Source organism: Actinoalloteichus caeruleus, assembly GCF_049311605.1.
Taxonomy (GTDB): domain Bacteria; phylum Actinomycetota; class Actinomycetes; order Mycobacteriales; family Pseudonocardiaceae; genus Actinoalloteichus_B; species Actinoalloteichus_B caeruleus.
This window is the reverse complement of record NZ_CP186005.1, coordinates 4,044,641-4,060,314: the sequence shown is the minus strand read 5'-3', so window position 1 is coordinate 4,060,314 and position 15,674 is coordinate 4,044,641. Positions and strand designations below refer to the sequence as shown.

Below are 15,674 nucleotides of genomic sequence, written 5' to 3'. Positions count from 1 at the left end.
CCCGTCCCACCGGCCGATGAGGGCACCACCGACGAGCCGGCGACCTCCCCGGTCCCGCTGGGCGACCATCCGCACCGCCAGCCAACCGCCCATGGCCCACCCGGGGTGGTCACACGTTGTAGTGGAAGTTGACGGTGGGTGTTCGAGTGCTGGCAGGCTGCCAGGATGACGACGACACACCACCTCGCGCTCCGGGTCGCGCTCGGCGCGCTGATCTCGGCGGCCGCCCTGCTCGACCGCCCCCTGCTGCCCGATCAGGGGCCCGCACCCGTCGACGGGCCGTCCCCACCGGCCGTCGCGACGTGGCACGGCCCCGCCGACGCGGGCGAGCACGATGCGGTGGATCGCCAGGGCGCACGCCCCACCTCGGCGCCCGCGACCGGCGGCCCCCCGCTCCTCGTCGACGGCCCCAGGACGCCCTGGCGGCTCTGCGGCGACAGCCACCACGGCCGCTACGCGTTCTCCCCGGCCGGGAAGCCGCTGCGGTGCGCGCCCACCCCCGAGGTCCACGACGCGCCCGGCGACGAGTGGCGCTGGCAGCCGGTTCCCCGACTTCCCTGACGGTCGCGCGATCCGCCCCGGTCCGAGCCCGTCGGACCCCCCAGGAGCTCCCGCACGTCCGCCAGCACCTCGACGACCGGCACGTCGCCCACCATCGAGAACTCGTGCGCGCAGCGGGCGCCTTCCGGTCCGGCCGCGAGCACCCCGCACCGGGGGCAGCGGGTGAACCAGCTGAAGTGCACCGGATGTCGTGCCCGCCCCAACGCGGCCGCGTTGATCACGTTGCACGCCTGGAAGACCCCGACGGTGGCGGTGCCCACGGCCTGCGCCACGTGCCGGGGGCCGCTGTCGTTGGCGAGGACCACCCGCGCCGACGCCAGCACCCCGACCATGCCGGACAGGTCCAGCGTCCCGGGGAACTCCCGGACCTGTTCCCGGAGCCCAGCCGGGAGCCGCTCACGTGCCAGTCGCGCGGTACCGCGCACCAGCGCCTCCTCGTTCGACGACCCCAGGACGACGGCTCCCGCGCCGTCCCGCACCACCCGTTCGACGACCTCCGCGAACAGGGGTGGAGGCCAGCGGCGTCGAGGGTCCGTCGCGCCCGGGTGGACGACCAGCAGCGGTTCCGGCAGCCCGGACAGGGCGCTCGCCGCCCGGTCCCGGTCGCCGTCGGTGACGGGCAGCGCGGGGTCCACGACGACGGGCGGGGCACCGGCGAGGCCGACCACCTCCAGGTGGCGCAGCACCTCGTGCTGGTAGTAGCGGTAGGGGATCGTCCGTTCCAGCGGTTCGGCGTCGGGAGTCGCCGTCCCCACGGTGTGCCGGGCCCCTGTCCGCAGCAGGAAGGGGTTGGACCAACGCCCGCCGCCGTGCAACTGCGCTCCGAGGTCGAGGCGGAGCGCGGCCACCGAGGCGAGGAACGCCCCCTGGTCGACCCCGTCGTCCGGTTGACCGGGTGTCGGTTCGTGCACCCCGTGGGCCCGAGGCAGCGGCAGGCAGCGGTCCACGGGGCCGGGGCGACCGGCCAGCAGCGCCCGGTGCGCTCCGGTGCCGAGCAGGACCAGTTCCGCTTCCGGGTAGGCCGCTCGCAATGCGACGAGCGCCGGCATCACGAACATCAGGTCGCCGATGCCCCCGCCCCGCAGCACGCCGATGCGCCCCACATCCGGCCAGCGCCCCCCGGCCGGGCCGATCGGCGGCAACGCCGGTCCCGCGTCGTGTTCCCCCACGCCTGCCCCCTCCGGCCGAGTGACGTCCCCACCGAGAACTGCCCGACGGGCGCTGGGAGAAACGGCGGCCACCCCGCCGGTCACCACACGGAGGACGAGGAGGAGCAGCAGGAATGACCCCGACCGGCCCGGGTATCCGGCCAGCGACGGAGAGGAGGTGCCCCATGACGGAGCAGCTGGTGGGCGTCGACGGCGTGCGCGCCGCCACCGCCGTGTCCCCGGCGGACGGGACCGCCCCGGTGATCGAGGTGACCGACCCGGTCACCGGGACCCCGTTCGGCCGACTGGTCATGTCCAGTCCCGAGGAGGTGCGCGACGCGGTCGGTCTCGCCCACCGCCACCAGCCCGCGTGGGCCGCCACCCCGCCCGCCAGGCGGGGCCGCCTCCTCCACGAGATGGCCGAGGAGGTCCGCGCCTCGGCGAACCGGCTGGCCCGGCTGAACACGGCCGAGACCGGTCGACCGTTCTCCCAGGCCCTCGACGGGGTGCTGGCGGGAGCCGCCACACTCGACCAGTACGCCGAACTCGCACCGGTGCGCGGTGGCCGCGCCCTGCTCGGGGACGTGGCGGCCACCGACCTGATGGTGCCCGAACCTCGGGGCGTGGTCGCCGTCCTCACCCCGTGGAACGAACCCGTCGCGGTGGCCTGCGGGCTGATCGGCGCGGCCCTGGCGACGGGGAACACGGTCTGCTTCAAGCCGAGCGAACGGGCACCGCACCTGGGGCGGGCACTCGGCCAGGTGCTGTGCGCGCCGCTCCCGAGCGGCGTCCTGGTGCGGGTGACCGGCGACGGGCGGGTGGGGGCCGCCCTGGTCGAGGACCCCCGGGTGGACCTGATCGCCCACGTCGGTTCCACCGCGGCCGGCCGCCGCGTCCTGGCCGCCGCGGCCGTGCGGGGCGCGGCGGTGCTCGCGGAGAACGGGGGCAACGACCCGCTGCTGGTCGACTCCGACGTCGACCCGGTGTGGGCCGCCGGACAGGCGGCGATCGGGGCGTTCACCAACAGCGGGCAGATCTGCACCGCCGTCGAACGCGTCTACGTGCACCGGGCGGTCGCCGACCGCTTCGTGGCCGCGCTGGTCGACCAGGCCCGCCGGTACCGGGCCCGGCCACGCGACACCTCCGAGGTCGAACTGGGCCCGCTGGTCGACGTCCGGCACCGGGCGCACGTGCACGGCCACGTCACCCAGGCACTCGACGCCGGCGCCGAGGTCGGGTGCGGCGGCGTCATCCCACCCGGCCCGGGTTCCTCCTACCCGGCGACGGTGCTCACCGGCTGCCGACCCGAGATGGCGGTGTTCCAGGAGGAGACGTTCGGGCCCGTGGCCCCCGTGCGGGTGGTCGACAGTTTCGACCAGGCCCTGGCGGAGGTCGCCGTCGACCGCTACGGACTCGCCGCGACGGTGCTCACCGGGTCGATGGCCCACGCCCAGCGCGCCTGGCGGGAACTGCCCGTGGGCACGGTGAAGGTCAACGACGTGTTCGGTGGCGCCCCCGGGGGAGCGGCGCAACCCCGCCGGGACAGCGGCAACGGGTTCGGCTTCGGCCCGGAACTGCTCGACGAGATGACCACGGTCAAGGTCGTGCACCTGGGCCTGCCCGGCGACGTGGCGAACCCGGAACCCTGAGCCGCGTCCACACCGCCTCGGCCAACGGCACCCGCGCCAGCGGGCCGGTCGAGGCCGGGGGAGATGAGCGGCCGAAGCGCCCGGCGGGCCGTCGGCCCGGGGTCCTCCCGCCGTGGTCGGCCGCCCGGGCACCGCGCGCGGCCGGCGCACGGCGGACATCACGACCAGGAGGTGGGAGATGCTGTGGGGCCAGGAACCCGACACGACGTTGACGGTGGGACCCACCACGCCCGGCCTGCTGGCCGGCCGGCGACCGAGGGTCCTCGTCCTCGGGGACGTCCTGGTGGACGTCTGGCTGTCCGGGACTTCCCGTCGTCTCTGCCGGGAGGCTCCCGCCCCGGTCGTCGAGGTCGAACGGACGACCACGGCACCCGGCGGCGCCGGGAACACGGCGGCGAACCTCGCGGCCCTCGGGGCGGCCGCCACCCTCCTGGCCGTCACCGGGGACGACCCCGCCGGGCGGGCGCTGCGCGCGGCACTCGCCGACCGGGGCGTGAACGTGCGGGACCTGGTGTCCGCGCCTGGCGGGCGCACGATGACGAAGTCCCGACTGATCTGCGGTGACCAGCTGCTCGCCCGTTTCGACGACGGCGACCAGGCCGACCCTCCCGCCGCGACGACCCGGGAACTCGCCAGTCTCCTCGCCGACCTGGTCCCGGACCACGACGCGCTCCTGGTCTGCGACTACGGCCTCGGCGTCGCCGGTCCACCGCTCCGCGACGCCGTCGCCGCCCTCCGGGAGGAGGTCCCGCTGCTCATCGTGGACTCCCACGACCCGGCGGAGTGGGCGGCCACCCGTCCGGACGTGGTCACCCCGAACGCCCAGGAGGCGGCGTCCCTGCTGGGCGCGGGCGGGCGGGGCCGGCGGCTCGCGCACCTCCAGCGCCACCGGGACCGCATCCTCCGCCGCACCGGCGCCGGCGCCGTGGTCGTGACCCTGGACCGGGACGGCTCCGTGCTGTTCAGCCACACCCATCCGGAGCACCGGACGTGGGCCAGGCCGGTACCCGACTGCCGGGCTGCGGGAGCCGGCGACACCTACGTCGCCGCGTTGACGGCCGGGCTCGCCAGCGGCCTGCCCCTGACCGGTGGCATGGAGCTCGCCCAGGCCGCGGCCGACGTGGTGGTCGCCCAGCCGGGGACCTGCGTGTGCGGGCCCGACCAGCTCGCCAGCCGGCTCGGGGACCGCGAGGGGGAGCCCGTGGGGCGGGAGCAGTTGGCGGCGGTCGTGCGCCGGCACCGCGACACCGGTCGGCGCATCGTGTTCACCAACGGCTGTTTCGACGTGCTGCACCGGGGACACCTCGCCTACCTGGCCCAGGCCAAGCAACTGGGGGACGTGCTCGTGGTCGCGGTCAACTCCGACGCGAGCGTGGCCAGGCTGAAGGGACCCGATCGCCCGGTGAACCCGGAGAACGACCGGGCCGCCGTGGTGGCCGGGCTGAGCTGCGTCGACCACGTGACGGTCTTCGACGGCGACACCCCGGTGGAACTCCTGCGCCTGCTCCGCCCTGACGTGTACGCCAAGGGGGGTGACTACACCCCCGAGATGCTGCCCGAGACGCCGGTAGTGCGGGGGTACGGCGGCGAGGTCCGGCTTCTCGACTACGTCCCGGACCGGTCCACCACCGCGCTGATCACCCGGATCCGGGCCAACGCGGACCGAGTGGTGGACTGATGGGCGCACCGCTGCCGAGGGCGGGTGCTCCCCGCCCGCGCGACCTGCCGGAACCGGCGGAACACCGGAGCACGCTCGACGTCCTGATCCCCACCAGGAACCGGCCAACCGAACTCGCGGTCACCCTGGCCGGCCTCGGTGCGCAGGACGATGACGACCGCTTCGGGATCATCGTGTCCGACCAGTCCGACGGGACCGCCTCCTACGACACCCCCGCCGCCCGTGCCGTGCTCCGCACCCTCCACCACCGGGGCCATGCCGTCCGGCTGGGTCGCCACCTGCCCCGGCGGGGGTTGGCCGAACACCGGCAGGCGCTCCTGGACGCGTCCGGCGCGGACCTCGTGCTCTGCCTCGACGACGACGTGTGGCTGGCGCCCGGCACGATCGCCCGGCTCCGCCGGGCACTGGCCGCGATGGGGTGCGGTTTCGTCGGCAACGCCGTCGTGGGCATGTCCCACGTCGCCGACCGGCGACCGGCGGAGTGGGAGCCCTACGAGGAATGGCCGGGACGACCCGTACCCGAGGCGGTGGGGCCGGGCAGCCCCGCGATGGCCAGGTGGACCCTGCACAACGCCGCCAATCCGCTGCACCTGGCCGAACACGTGTTGACGGGCGCGGAGGACTGGCGGGCGTACAAGGTGGCCTGGGTGTCCGGCTGCGTCCTCTACGACCGCCTCGCGTTGGTCGCCTGCGGGGGCTACGACTTCTGGTCGGACCTCCCCGTCGAACACGCGGGGGAGGACGTCGCCGCCCAGTGGCGGGTGATGCGGCGGTTCGGCGGGGCGGGCGTCCTGCCTTCCGGTGCGGTGCACCTGGAGTCGCCCACCACGGTCCCCGACCGGGAGGCGCAGGCCACCGCCCTCCCGGAGTTCCACCGTGCCGGCGACGAGGCCGGGAGCGGGCGTGACCCCCGCTGAGGGCTCGGCAGGGGAGTCGGGCGCGATGTTGACGACTGGCTTCTCCGGCGTCGAACTCCTGGGGCTCCCAGACCGGGCACGAGCGACCGGTGGTCCCATCCTCGGTGTCTCGGTGTCTCGGTGTCTCGGTGTCTCGGTGTCTCGGTGTCTCGGTGTCTCGGTGTCTCGGTGTCTCGGTGTCTCGGTGTCTCGGTGTCTCGGTGATTCGGTGACGTGACTGGCTGGCGGCGCGGACGCGGCGGGTCCGGGCCGGGCGCCGACCCGGGGTGGAGGCGTCACATCCCCGACCCGGCTCGGCGAACCGGCTGGTCGGACCGCGGCGGCTCCGTCGCCGGGCTCCCGGACCCGAACGGGCCGCCGCCAACCCGGGAGCTGCCAGTGGACCGCCCCGCCCGTGCGTCCCGTCTCGGGTGGACCGGGTGTCACCGTCGGCCAGGCGCGGAAGCGGCAGGTGAACGCCCGTCGGACCGGGATTCCGGGACCGAACCGGCCCCCGTCCCGATCGGGACCGGTCGTACCGGTCGCGACCCACCTACCGCTGGGCGGCGGTCCCGCTTCACCGGCGGTCCCGCTCAGGCCCAGAGGAGCTGCCGAACGGCGACGACCTGGCGCCGAGCCGTTCTCGAGGTCCGGGGCCGCCCGGACCAGGTGCCGGGGGAGTCGTCGATGCGGCGGATGTCGGGTCCCCCCGGGGCACTCCCGTCCCCGGTGCGGGGACCCGAGGGCGGACGCCTGGCCTCGGGTGCCGTCCACGAGCGGCCGACACCTCCGCACGTCGGTGGAGACGGGGGACGCCGGAGCGGAACCCGCCGGCCGGGAGGTTCAGCTCGCCGGGACGCCCGCGTAGGTGCGGGCCCGGGCCTCCACCCGGCCCGCCCGCACCCGGCTGATCAGCCGTGGCTGCGGCGCGGTCGCCGGCCCCCGCATGACCTCACCGTCGGAGAGGCGGAAGGTGCTGCCGTGCCACGGGCACACCAGGCAGCGGTGCCCGGCCACCTCCTCCACCTCCCCCTCGTGCAGGGGAGCGGAGAGGTGGCTGCACGCGTCGTGCAACACCACCACGTCCGAACCGCTGCGCAGCACGACGACCTTCACGTTGCCGGCGTCCCGGACCTCGGGGCGCCCCTCGCTGAAGTCGTCCAGCGGGCCGAGGTCGCACCAGTCGTTGGGGCCCCGGTGCGCCGCGTCCTCGGCGTGGTTGGGGCCCAGCGCCTGCCGGAACGACAACTCGCCGCCCAGCGTCGCCCCGGCGAGCAGGAAGAGCATGCCCGCGCCGCCGGAGACCGAACCCGTGCGACCGGACCGGTCGCGGCGGGCCACGAACGACACGAGGTAGCAGGCGAGCCCGGCGGTGTTCAACAGCGCGTGCACCGTGCCGGTCCGCTGCTGCTCCTCGTGGGCGTCGGACCAGTCGGCCCAACCGCTCACCGCCGCGGGCATCGCGCTGGCGATCCCGGTGCCGACCAACACCCGCGCCGCCCGGCTCCCCGGCGTGGTGACGTCCAGCACGGCGGCCGAGAGGAAGCACCCGACGGGGAGCTGGACCATCGCGGGGTGCACCGGGTGGCCGAGCCAGACACCGTGGAGGGCGTCCTTCACGCTCCCCTCGGGCAGCACCCGCGTCACGACGCGGTGGATGCGGGAGTTCACCCTGTCCAGCCACTTCTGCTCCGCGATCCGGTCGGTGATTCGTGACAGCCTCATCTCACTCCTCCGCTGGGTGTCCCGGACTGCGCACGGGAAGGGGCATCAGCCGCCTGACACCCCAGCCGCGCCCCTTGGGGCGATCGTCGTGACGTCACACCTTGGAGAACGCCTCGCTCACGGCGTTCGGCCCGTCGAAGGTGCGGTCCTTGGGCAGCTTGCGCAGGCCGGACAGGATGTTCTCGTCGGCTCCGTGCTGTTGGGCGTGCTCGACGATCTGGTCCGTGCTCGCCGGGTAGTCCAGGTCCTTCAGCGACTTCTGCATCTGGATCGGGTTGGCGCTGGCCATGATCCATCCCTCCTCCGGTGCCGGTCCGGACGGCGGTCCCACCGCCGCCGAGGTCCGGATGGACCTCCCTCCCGGGATGCCACGTGACGGCGCGGCGAAACGCCGAGCTGCCGCCCCGGCACCCGCGCGCACGGCACGCCGGCCCGCGACGAGGCCCGTCCCGGCCGCCCCTCACCCGGCCGCCCCCGTGGCACGCTCCACCACGAGGAGGACATCGGAGACGTCCAGGGCAGCCATGCACGCCGGACCGCGGGGCGACAACGGGCAGGCGGCCGACCACCAACAACCCTGCTCGGTGATCGAGGTGGGTTTGCGGTGGTCGCACCCGGGGAGGCCCTGGAGGTCGGAACCCGACGGGGAGACGAGCACCCGCCCGTCCTCCCCGTCTCGCCCGGGACGGGCCGACGCGCCGGTGGCGCGGGTACCCGCGCCACCGCCCCCGACCGGCCCCACCCCCCGTCGGCCAGCCTCGTGCGGTGAACCGGGTCCCGGCCCGAACCCGTACCGCGGCGTCGAGGTCGGCCCGAACAGCCCCACGACCCGCACTCCGAGTGAGGCGGCCAGCCGGGTTGGTCCCGTGTCGCCGCCGACGACCACCCCACCGCGACGCCCGACCTCGGCGTAGGTCGCGGCCAGCGCCCGGAGGTCCCCTCGGGGGAGCGGGGACGCCCCCCTCGGCACCGGGCCCCCGTCGGCGACGGCCAGCACCGGGGTGCCCGCCGCGCGCAGGGCGGCGGTGAGGGCGTCCCAGCTCGGACCCGGCCAGCGCTTGACGGCCATGCCGGCTCCCGTCACCAGGACGACCGGTGCCCGCCGCACGTGCGCCGGCACCACGCGACCCAGCAGCTCCGCGCCGAGGAGGCGCTCGGTCGAGGTGAGGCGGACATGCCCAGGGCAGTCCAGGTCCTCGGTTCCGATCAGCCCCTCGTCGCGCAGGATCCGCAGGTAGCGGTCACCGACGCGTTCGTCGGGCGGCGGGTGGCGCCACAGGTCGGTCACCGCCCTGGCGCCGGAGCGCTCGATGAGGTCGGGGATGCCGTCGTACCGGGTGGAGCTGACCACCAGGTCCGGGTCGACCCGTGCCAGCGACCGCTGGACGGCCTCGCGCTCACCGCCCCCGCCCCGCCGTTCCGGAACCAGGACCGCCGTCACCGCCTCGTCCGCCTCCACCAGCGAGTCCCCTGGCCGGTGGGTGAGCAGGTGCACCTCCGCCCCGGGGTGGTTCCTGGCCAGTGCGTGCACGGAGGGCAGGAGCATGAGCAGGTCCCCGAGACCGCCGAGCAGGTCGACCACCAGGATGCGCCGGTAGGCCCCGCTCACGACCACTCCCGCAGCACCGCCCGGTACACGCTGTGGTGTTCGGCGGCGATCACCGGCCAGTCGCGGCGACCCACCACCTGGCGGGCCCGGTCCGCCACACGTCGACGCAGGTCGGGGTCGGCCAGTACCCGGTGCACCGCCTCGCGGAGCGCCCCGACGCTGCGGGTGGAGGGCGCCACCACCGTCGTCTCGCCGTCCACCAGGTCGGGATCGGGCGGGTCCGCTCCGGTCACCACCGTCGGCGTTCCGTGCGACATGGCCGCGAGGACGGCGCCGCTCTTGGTGGTGGCGCCCCCGGTGAACGGGAAGATCGCGGCGTCCGCCGCGCGCAACAGGTCCGACACCCGCTCCTCCGGTTGGTACCCGGTGAAGGTCACGGCGTCGCCCACGCCCCGCCGCTGGGTGAGCTCGACCAGCTCGTCGTGGAACGCCCGCGCCTCCGGCTCGGGCAGGGCGCAGGAGACGAAGCCGCCGGCCACGCACAGGTGCAGCCCCGGGTGGGCGGCGCGGAGCGGTGGCAGCGCGTCGATCAGGTAGCGCAGGCCCTTGACCGGGTGGACGAACCCGAAGAACACGATCAGCGGGGCGTCCGCGCGCAGGCCCAACCCGGCGCGCACGCGGACCCGGGGGTCGCCTTCCGGTCGTCCTACCGCGACGTTCGCGGCGAGCGGCACCACGTGCGGGGCCAGCCCCCACCGCCGTGCCACGACGCTGGCGTGCCCGGCGTTGGTGGTCAGGAGCGCCCGGCTCCTCGGAACCAGCCGCCCGGTTTCCCGGCACCACCAGCCTCGGGCCTCAGCCAGCCGCCAGAGGGCCCGGGGGAGAACCGCTGGTGGGTCCCAGGAACCGTACTCGTGCAGGGTGGTGACCAGGGGCACGCCTCGGGGCACCACCAGTGGCAGCAGGCCGGAGAGGCGGGAGAAGCCGTAGGCGGACGGCGCGAACTGGAGGTGCACCACGTCCGGAGCCCACCGGGCCAGCCGGCGGCGCAACGTGCGCAGCTGGTCCCACCGGCGGCCCGGCCCCTGCCCCGGGTGGAGGGACACCGGTGCCAGGTCCGCCGCGACCCCGGCGTTGGTCAGCGCGGGCAGCAGGTGGTGGACGTAGTCCGCGACCCCGTCCCGGTCCGCCGCCGTCGTCCCGCACACCATCGCCACCCTGGGCTGGTCAGCCGCCACCCCGCACCTCCGCGTTCCGCCCGGTATCCAGGGCGGGTGCCCCGACCCGCTCCCGGTAGCCGGGTGCCCGCCGGCCGCGGGTGCATGCCGGTTCGGCTGGGCCGCCACCGTGGCGGGGGAGGGTGGAGGTGTGCCCTGGCTGACCGCGTCCCGGCTGGCGCGGGGGACCGCCCGGTCGCGGGGTGCGCCGCGACGCCGGGCCGGACGGCCTGGGTACGCGCTGGCGGGGGCGGCGACGCGAACCGCGCGGGAGGGCAGGCCTCCCGCGAGAGGTTCCGAGGAGACCGGGCCGTGAACGGTGCCCGGCGGCGGGGCACCCGGAGGGGAACGGCGTTCCGTCCGAGGACGTCCGCGCAGCCGTCCAAGCAGGGAGCCTGCTCGGCGCGGCGAGACGAGGTGACGTGATCATGCCCGCTGAGCACACCGACGCCACCCCCTTCGTACCGGCCCGGGCCGAACTGCCCGGACCGCGGCGGGCGGCAACGGCCTGCCGGGGCTGCGACCTCTACCGGGACGCCACGCAGGTCGTGTTCGGCCGGGGGCCGGCCACCGCCGAGGTCGTCCTGGTGGGCGAACAGCCGGGCGACCGGGAGGACATCGAGGGAGCACCGTTCGTCGGCCCCGCGGGCCGCGTGCTCGACCGAGGTCTCCGGGAGGCCGGGATCGACCGGGACCGCGCGTACCTCACCAACGCGGTCAAGCACTTCAGGTTCACCCGTGGCGGCACGGGCAAGCCACGCCCGCACCGCCAGCCCAACCGCACCGAACGCGTCGCCTGCCGCCCCTGGCTGCTGGCGGAACTCGCCGTCGTCCGGCCCCGACTGGTGGTGGCGTTGGGGGCCGTGGCGGCGAAGTCCCTGCTGGGCGACTCGTTCCGGGTGACCCGGCACCGGGGCGAACCCCAGCGTTTCCCCGCCGGGGAACTCGGTCCGCGAAGGAGCGCGCCCGACCACCTGATCGCCACCATCCACCCATCGGCCGTGCTGCGGGCGAGGGACCGCGAGGACGCCTACGCGGGCTTCCTCGCTGACCTCACGGCAGCGGCGGACCTGCTCCGCCGGGTCTGACCGAGCGGGTCGGCCCCGGCCCGGCCACGTTTCGCGGCGTGGCGTCCGGGTAGGGGGACAGTGCGGAGGTTCACGGACGCTGGGCGGAAGGGGAAGGATGCGCGCGCTCACCTGGCACGGCCCCCGGTCGGTGCACGTCGACACCGTGGCGGACCCGACCATCGAGCAGCCGACGGACGCGATCATCCGGGTCACGGCGAGCGGGCTGTGCGGCTCGGACCTCCACCTCTACGAGCACGGCCTCGCGTTGGCGGTGAAACCCGGGGACATCCTGGGTCACGAGCCGATGGGCGTGGTCGAGGAGGTGGGGAGGTCGGTCCACCACATCCGGCCGGGGGACCGGGTGGTGGTGCCGTTCAACATCTCCTGCGGCGAGTGCTTCATGTGCCGGCGCCAGCTGTTCGCGCAGTGCGAGACGACGCAGAACCTGGGGGGCCGGAAGGGCGCATCGCTGTTCGGCTACACCCACCTCTACGGTGGGGTCCCCGGAGCGCAGGCCGAGTACCTGCGGGTTCCCCAGGCCCACTTCGGGCCCATCCGGGTACCCGAAGGGGTCCCAGACGAGGCGCTGGCGCTCCTCTCCGACGTGCTGCCCACGTCCTGGCAGGCCGTCGAGTACGCCGACGTCCCCCGTGGGGGCAGCCTCGCGGTCTTCGGCCTCGGCCCCATCGGACAGATGAGCGCCCGGATCGCCCTGCACCGGGGCGCGGGTCGGGTCCTCGCCGTCGACCCGTACCCCGACCGGCGCGCGTTCGCCGCCAGGGCGGGGATCGAGACGATCGATCCCCAGGACGGTGACCCGGTGGAACAGATCCGGGCCGGGACGGCCGGCCGCGGCGCCGACTCGGTGATCGACGCGGTGGGAATGGACTCGGAGGGGTCGGTCGTCGACCGGGTCACCCAGATCCTCAAGACGAAGCCCGACCGGTTGCACGCCCTGCACCAGTCCCTCGGAGCGGTGCGCCGGGGCGGCACCGTCTCGGTCAGCGGCGTGTACGCGGCGTGGATGCCGCGTTTCCCCCTGGGCGACCTGTTCGACCGCAACGTCACCCTGCGCTGGGGCCAGGCCCACGTCCGCGCGTGGACCGACACGTTGCTGGACGTGTTGCGGGACGGTGACCCGCTGGGGGCCGCCGAACTCGTCTCCCACCAGGTCCCGCTGCGGGACGCCCCCGAGTACTACGCGGCCTTCGCGAAGAAGCGTCCCGGCGTGCGGAAGGTGCTGTTGCGGCCGCACGGCCACCGAGGTTGGGCGTCGGGGGCGGGGGACGGGGACCGGGCGGTCCCCCGGGGCGGTCCCTCCCGCCGCCCCGGCCTCGGGCCGGGGTCCCCCGCGCGGGAGACGGGACCCACGAGCACGCAGCCCGGTGAGGAGGAGCCGTCGTGAGGATCGTCGTGGTCGGAGCCTCGGGGAACGTGGGGACGGCCGTGCTCGGTCGGCTGGCCCGCGACTACCCGCGGGCCGAACTGGTCGGGGTGAGCAGGCGGACGCCACCCCCCGCCCCGCCCTACCAGGGTGTCGGCTGGCACGAGATCGACATCGGCTCGGAGGACAGCACCCCACGTCTGGTCGAGGTGTTGCGGGGCGCGGACAGCGTCGTGCTCCTCGCCTGGCTGATCCAACCGAGCCACGACGAGCTCGCCCTGCACCGCACGAACGTCGAAGGCAGCAGGCGGGTCGCCGAGGCGTGCGTCCGAGCCGGCGTGCCCCACCTCGTGTACCTGTCCTCGGTGGGCGCGTACTCACCGGGTCCCAAACGTCGGGCGGTGGGGGAGGACTGGCCCACCGGGGGTGTCGCCGCGTCCTCCTACAGCCGGGACAAGGCGGCCGTCGAGGCCCTGCTGGACGAACTGGGTCGCCGTGAGCCAGGGCTCACCATCACCCGGTTCCGGCCGGGCCTGATCCTGCAACGGCGGGCCGCCGTCGAGATCGCCGGCTACTTCATCGGCCCACTGGTCCCCCGGTCGGTGTACCGGGGGGTGCGGCGGGGAAAGCTGCCCGTGCTACCGATGCCCTCCGAACTGACCCTCCAGTTCGTCCACACCGAGGATGTGGCCAGCGCGGTGTCGTTGGCCATCGGTCAGCGGGCGGCGGGGGCGTTCAACCTGGCCGCCGATCCGCCGATGCCGCCGGCCGAGCTGGCCCGCCTCCTCCACGCCAGGCACGTGCCGGTCGCGCCCTGGCTCGTCCGGGCCGCCGCGAGGGTGAGTTGGGCACTGCGCCTCCAGCCGACCTCGCCGGGCTGGGTGGACCTGGCCCGGTGGTGCCCGGTGCTGGACACGTCCAGAGCGTGGACGGAGCTGGGCTGGCGTCCGGAGCACGACGCGAGGGCGACCGTGCTGGAACTGCTGGAAGGGCTCGAAGCTGGTCGCGACCACCCGAGTCCCGCGCTGCGGTCGGGGCGGGGAACCGTCAACTCGACCTGACCCGCATCCTTCGCCACCCCGGCCGCGATCGGCGGCCGGTTCGACGTCCACGAGGCGGTCACGCACGTCCCCGGCCGGGCACGCCCCGACCTGGGGCCGGTCCGCGTCAGGGCAGGGTGGGCAGGATCTCCGCGAGCCGGCGCAGCGACTGGGCGGCTCCGTCGACCATGCCCACGCGGAGCATCGCGTCCCGTGCCTCCCTGCTGTCGAACCGGGAGACCGTGGTGACCGTGGTCCTCCCGTCCGCCTCCTCGAAGGTCACGGTGTCGACCAGGACCTCACCGGGCGCGCCCTCGAACTCGAAGGTGGAAACGATGCGTTCCGGGACGACGATCTCCTGGTACTCGCCGTGGAAGGCGTAGTCGTTCCCGTCGGGGTCGTGTTCGACGAAGCGGTAGGAACCGCCCGGCCGGAAGTCCAGCTCGCAGTCCATCGGGTTCCCGCGCGCCCACCAGCGCCGCAGGTGCTCGCAGCTGCCGTGCGCGGCGAAGACGCGGTCCCGGGGCGCGTCGAAGGTCCGGCTCATGGTGATCTCGACGTCCGACGGAGTGCTCACCGCCAACTCGCCAGCGTGCTCGGTCATCGTCGTCCTCCTCGTCCTCCACGGATCGGGGTGCTGGCCGCCGTTCGGCGGACCCCGGTCCCGTCTCCTCTGGCGCGCGTGTCCGTCGGCGGTCGTCGGCCTCCCGCTCGACCTCGCGCCGGCGGCGAGCGGGAACGTCCCGAAGGCCTCCGCCCACCGGGCGGCACGCGACCGGCCGCCGCGGCGCCTCCCTCGGCGCGGCACCCGCGCCGGGTCGGACGCACGCGCGCCAACCCACGGCCGCCCCGGTCGACCGGCGGGCCGGCGGCGGGGGAGACCTGTCAGGCCGTCGCCGTGGCGGAGCCGCGCCGACGTGCCCGCAGGCACCTCACCAGTTCCTCCCCGTAGGGCAGTGCGATCAGACCGAGGATGGCCCCACCGACCCCGGCCAGGTAGCGGGGCGGCAGCGACGGGCGCTTCAACCGGAGCGTCCAGGCCCGGCGGTCCCGGGCACCCCGCGCCAGCGCCTGGATCTGCTCCCAGTGCAGGCAGGCCAGCGCTCCACCAGCCATGAACGGCATGGCCTCCAGGAAACTGTGGACGTGCTGCTCGACGGGCCGGACCTCCCGCCCGCTCTCCTCCGCCGTCGTGACATCCCACAAGGCGGTGGCCTCGTGCGCGAGGATCGCGGCCACGATGATCGTCAGCACGAGGGGGTTGACCTCGCACACCAGGGCGATGGCGATCGGCACGCCGACCTCGGTCATCATCAGGGCGTGGATCAGCGACTCCTGGACCCCGGCGGTGTGCTCGATGTCGGTGCGCCGGTGTAGCGCCCAGTCGAGCAAGCCGGGGACGAACCAGGCGGGGAGGAGCCCGTACACCAGGTAGCGCAGGGTCGCGGTCTCGACGTCCCGCGCTCGCTCGGGTACGCGTCGGCTCGGTCCCAGTACCGCTGACCGGAGCCGGGACAACGGTGCGCGCATGCGCTCCTCCTCCGCTCGGACCACCGGCCGGCGGTGAAGTCTCCCGGGGCCGCCACCGTGCTCCGGGTACCCGAGCGCCCCGGGGGCAAACGAGCCAGCGCCGCGCACCCGGGGTGGTGCGGCGAGTCGCGCCGGCGGTCCGGGCCCGTGCGTGCGGCCCGGACCGCCCGCCGCGCGGGGGCGCGGCGGATCCGCCCTCGTCCCTCCCGGACGAGCCGTCGTCCGGC

The 15,674-nt window shown here is 75.1% G+C and carries 14 protein-coding genes; 7 read left to right on the top strand and 7 right to left on the bottom strand.

The genetic code is table 11. The annotated features are described in order from the left end of the window. Positions 1-165 precede the first annotated feature (165 nt). On the top strand, positions 166-561 hold the full coding sequence (locus ACOJVX_RS16260; protein WP_155886111.1) for a hypothetical protein: 396 nt from the start codon (positions 166-168) through the stop codon (positions 559-561). On the opposite strand, the gene ACOJVX_RS16255 is transcribed toward ACOJVX_RS16260, so the two are convergent. Continuing rightward, on the bottom strand, positions 453-1,730 hold the full coding sequence (locus ACOJVX_RS16255; RefSeq protein WP_211237522.1) for a glycosyltransferase family 9 protein: 1,278 nt from the start codon (positions 1,728-1,730) through the stop codon (positions 453-455). The two genes, ACOJVX_RS16260 and ACOJVX_RS16255, sit on opposite strands and share 109 nt — an antisense overlap. 164 nt (positions 1,731-1,894) lie before the next feature. On the opposite strand from ACOJVX_RS16255, the gene ACOJVX_RS16250 reads away from it, so the two are divergent. The 3 genes from ACOJVX_RS16250 to ACOJVX_RS16240 all read left to right on the top strand — a co-directional run bounded on the left by ACOJVX_RS16250 (position 1,895) and on the right by ACOJVX_RS16240 (position 5,953). Continuing rightward, positions 1,895-3,358 carry an aldehyde dehydrogenase family protein gene (locus tag ACOJVX_RS16250; RefSeq protein WP_418154128.1) on the top strand — a complete coding sequence of 488 codons (1,464 nt, stop codon included), beginning with the start codon at positions 1,895-1,897 and terminating at the stop codon, positions 3,356-3,358. A gap of 178 nt (positions 3,359-3,536) precedes the next feature. Next, on the top strand, positions 3,537-5,036 hold the full coding sequence (gene rfaE2, locus ACOJVX_RS16245) for a D-glycero-beta-D-manno-heptose 1-phosphate adenylyltransferase (RefSeq protein WP_422646901.1): 1,500 nt from the start codon (positions 3,537-3,539) through the stop codon (positions 5,034-5,036). After that, on the top strand, positions 5,036-5,953 hold the full coding sequence (locus tag ACOJVX_RS16240; RefSeq protein ID WP_418154126.1) for a glycosyltransferase family 2 protein: 918 nt from the start codon (positions 5,036-5,038) through the stop codon (positions 5,951-5,953). The genes rfaE2 and ACOJVX_RS16240 overlap by 1 nt, the downstream gene beginning before the upstream one ends. Positions 5,954-6,775: 822 nt before the next feature. Here ACOJVX_RS16240 and ACOJVX_RS16235 read toward each other — a convergent pair. From ACOJVX_RS16235 to ACOJVX_RS16220, 4 genes are all read right to left on the bottom strand, one after another. Continuing rightward, entirely contained in the window at positions 6,776-7,657 is an 882-nt protein-coding gene (locus ACOJVX_RS16235; RefSeq protein ID WP_030106071.1) for a Rieske 2Fe-2S domain-containing protein, read from the bottom strand. A 94-nt stretch (positions 7,658-7,751) separates the two neighbouring features. Further along, a complete protein-coding gene (locus ACOJVX_RS16230; RefSeq protein WP_016698370.1) occupies positions 7,752-7,946 on the bottom strand; it encodes a DUF2795 domain-containing protein in 195 nt (64 codons plus the stop codon). Between the two features lie 171 nt (positions 7,947-8,117). After that, a complete protein-coding gene (locus ACOJVX_RS16225) occupies positions 8,118-9,266 on the bottom strand; it encodes a glycosyltransferase family 9 protein (protein ID WP_422646900.1) in 1,149 nt (382 codons plus the stop codon). Beyond that, on the bottom strand, positions 9,263-10,444 hold the full coding sequence (locus ACOJVX_RS16220) for a glycosyltransferase family 4 protein (RefSeq protein WP_418154123.1): 1,182 nt from the start codon (positions 10,442-10,444) through the stop codon (positions 9,263-9,265). The genes ACOJVX_RS16225 and ACOJVX_RS16220 overlap by 4 nt, the downstream gene beginning before the upstream one ends. Before the next feature lie 407 nt (positions 10,445-10,851). Here ACOJVX_RS16220 and ACOJVX_RS16215 point away from each other — a divergent pair, with 407 nt between their 5' ends. The 3 genes from ACOJVX_RS16215 to ACOJVX_RS16205 all read left to right on the top strand — a co-directional run bounded on the left by ACOJVX_RS16215 (position 10,852) and on the right by ACOJVX_RS16205 (position 13,938). After that, positions 10,852-11,511, top strand: a complete 660-nt coding sequence (locus ACOJVX_RS16215; protein WP_422646899.1) for a UdgX family uracil-DNA binding protein — start codon at positions 10,852-10,854, stop codon at positions 11,509-11,511. A gap of 97 nt (positions 11,512-11,608) precedes the next feature. Then, positions 11,609-12,898, top strand: a complete 1,290-nt coding sequence (locus ACOJVX_RS16210) for a zinc-dependent alcohol dehydrogenase (RefSeq protein ID WP_422646898.1) — start codon at positions 11,609-11,611, stop codon at positions 12,896-12,898. Beyond that, positions 12,895-13,938, top strand: coding sequence for an NAD-dependent epimerase/dehydratase family protein (locus tag ACOJVX_RS16205; protein ID WP_026418697.1), 1,044 nt, complete (start codon positions 12,895-12,897; stop codon positions 13,936-13,938). Before ACOJVX_RS16210 ends, ACOJVX_RS16205 begins: the two co-directional genes overlap by 4 nt. A 106-nt stretch (positions 13,939-14,044) precedes the next feature. Here ACOJVX_RS16205 and ACOJVX_RS16200 read toward each other — a convergent pair whose 3' ends face one another. Further along, positions 14,045-14,521: an SRPBCC family protein gene (locus ACOJVX_RS16200; protein WP_026418698.1), complete on the bottom strand. Its 477-nt coding sequence runs from the start codon at positions 14,519-14,521 to the stop codon at positions 14,045-14,047. Positions 14,522-14,802: 281 nt separating this feature from the next. Further along, positions 14,803-15,447 carry a hypothetical protein gene (locus ACOJVX_RS16195; protein WP_051313919.1) on the bottom strand — a complete coding sequence of 215 codons (645 nt, stop codon included), beginning with the start codon at positions 15,445-15,447 and terminating at the stop codon, positions 14,803-14,805. Positions 15,448-15,674 lie beyond the last annotated feature (227 nt).

Excerpts from the sequence above, each read along its gene's own strand:
- ACOJVX_RS16260 (WP_155886111.1), top strand. The coding sequence starts at position 166 with ATGACGACGACACACCACCTCGCGCTCCGGGTCGCGCTCGGCGCGCTG.
- ACOJVX_RS16250 (WP_418154128.1), top strand. The coding sequence starts at position 1,895 with ATGACGGAGCAGCTGGTGGGCGTCGACGGCGTGCGCGCCGCCACCGCC.
- rfaE2 (WP_422646901.1), top strand. The coding sequence starts at position 3,537 with ATGCTGTGGGGCCAGGAACCCGACACGACGTTGACGGTGGGACCCACC.
- ACOJVX_RS16240 (WP_418154126.1), top strand. The coding sequence starts at position 5,036 with ATGGGCGCACCGCTGCCGAGGGCGGGTGCTCCCCGCCCGCGCGACCTG.
- ACOJVX_RS16235 (WP_030106071.1), bottom strand. The coding sequence starts at position 7,657 with ATGAGGCTGTCACGAATCACCGACCGGATCGCGGAGCAGAAGTGGCTG.
- ACOJVX_RS16230 (WP_016698370.1), bottom strand. The coding sequence starts at position 7,946 with ATGGCCAGCGCCAACCCGATCCAGATGCAGAAGTCGCTGAAGGACCTG.
- ACOJVX_RS16215 (WP_422646899.1), top strand. The coding sequence starts at position 10,852 with ATGCCCGCTGAGCACACCGACGCCACCCCCTTCGTACCGGCCCGGGCC.
- ACOJVX_RS16210 (WP_422646898.1), top strand. The coding sequence starts at position 11,609 with ATGCGCGCGCTCACCTGGCACGGCCCCCGGTCGGTGCACGTCGACACC.
- ACOJVX_RS16200 (WP_026418698.1), bottom strand. The coding sequence starts at position 14,521 with ATGACCGAGCACGCTGGCGAGTTGGCGGTGAGCACTCCGTCGGACGTC.
- ACOJVX_RS16195 (WP_051313919.1), bottom strand. The coding sequence starts at position 15,447 with ATGCGCGCACCGTTGTCCCGGCTCCGGTCAGCGGTACTGGGACCGAGC.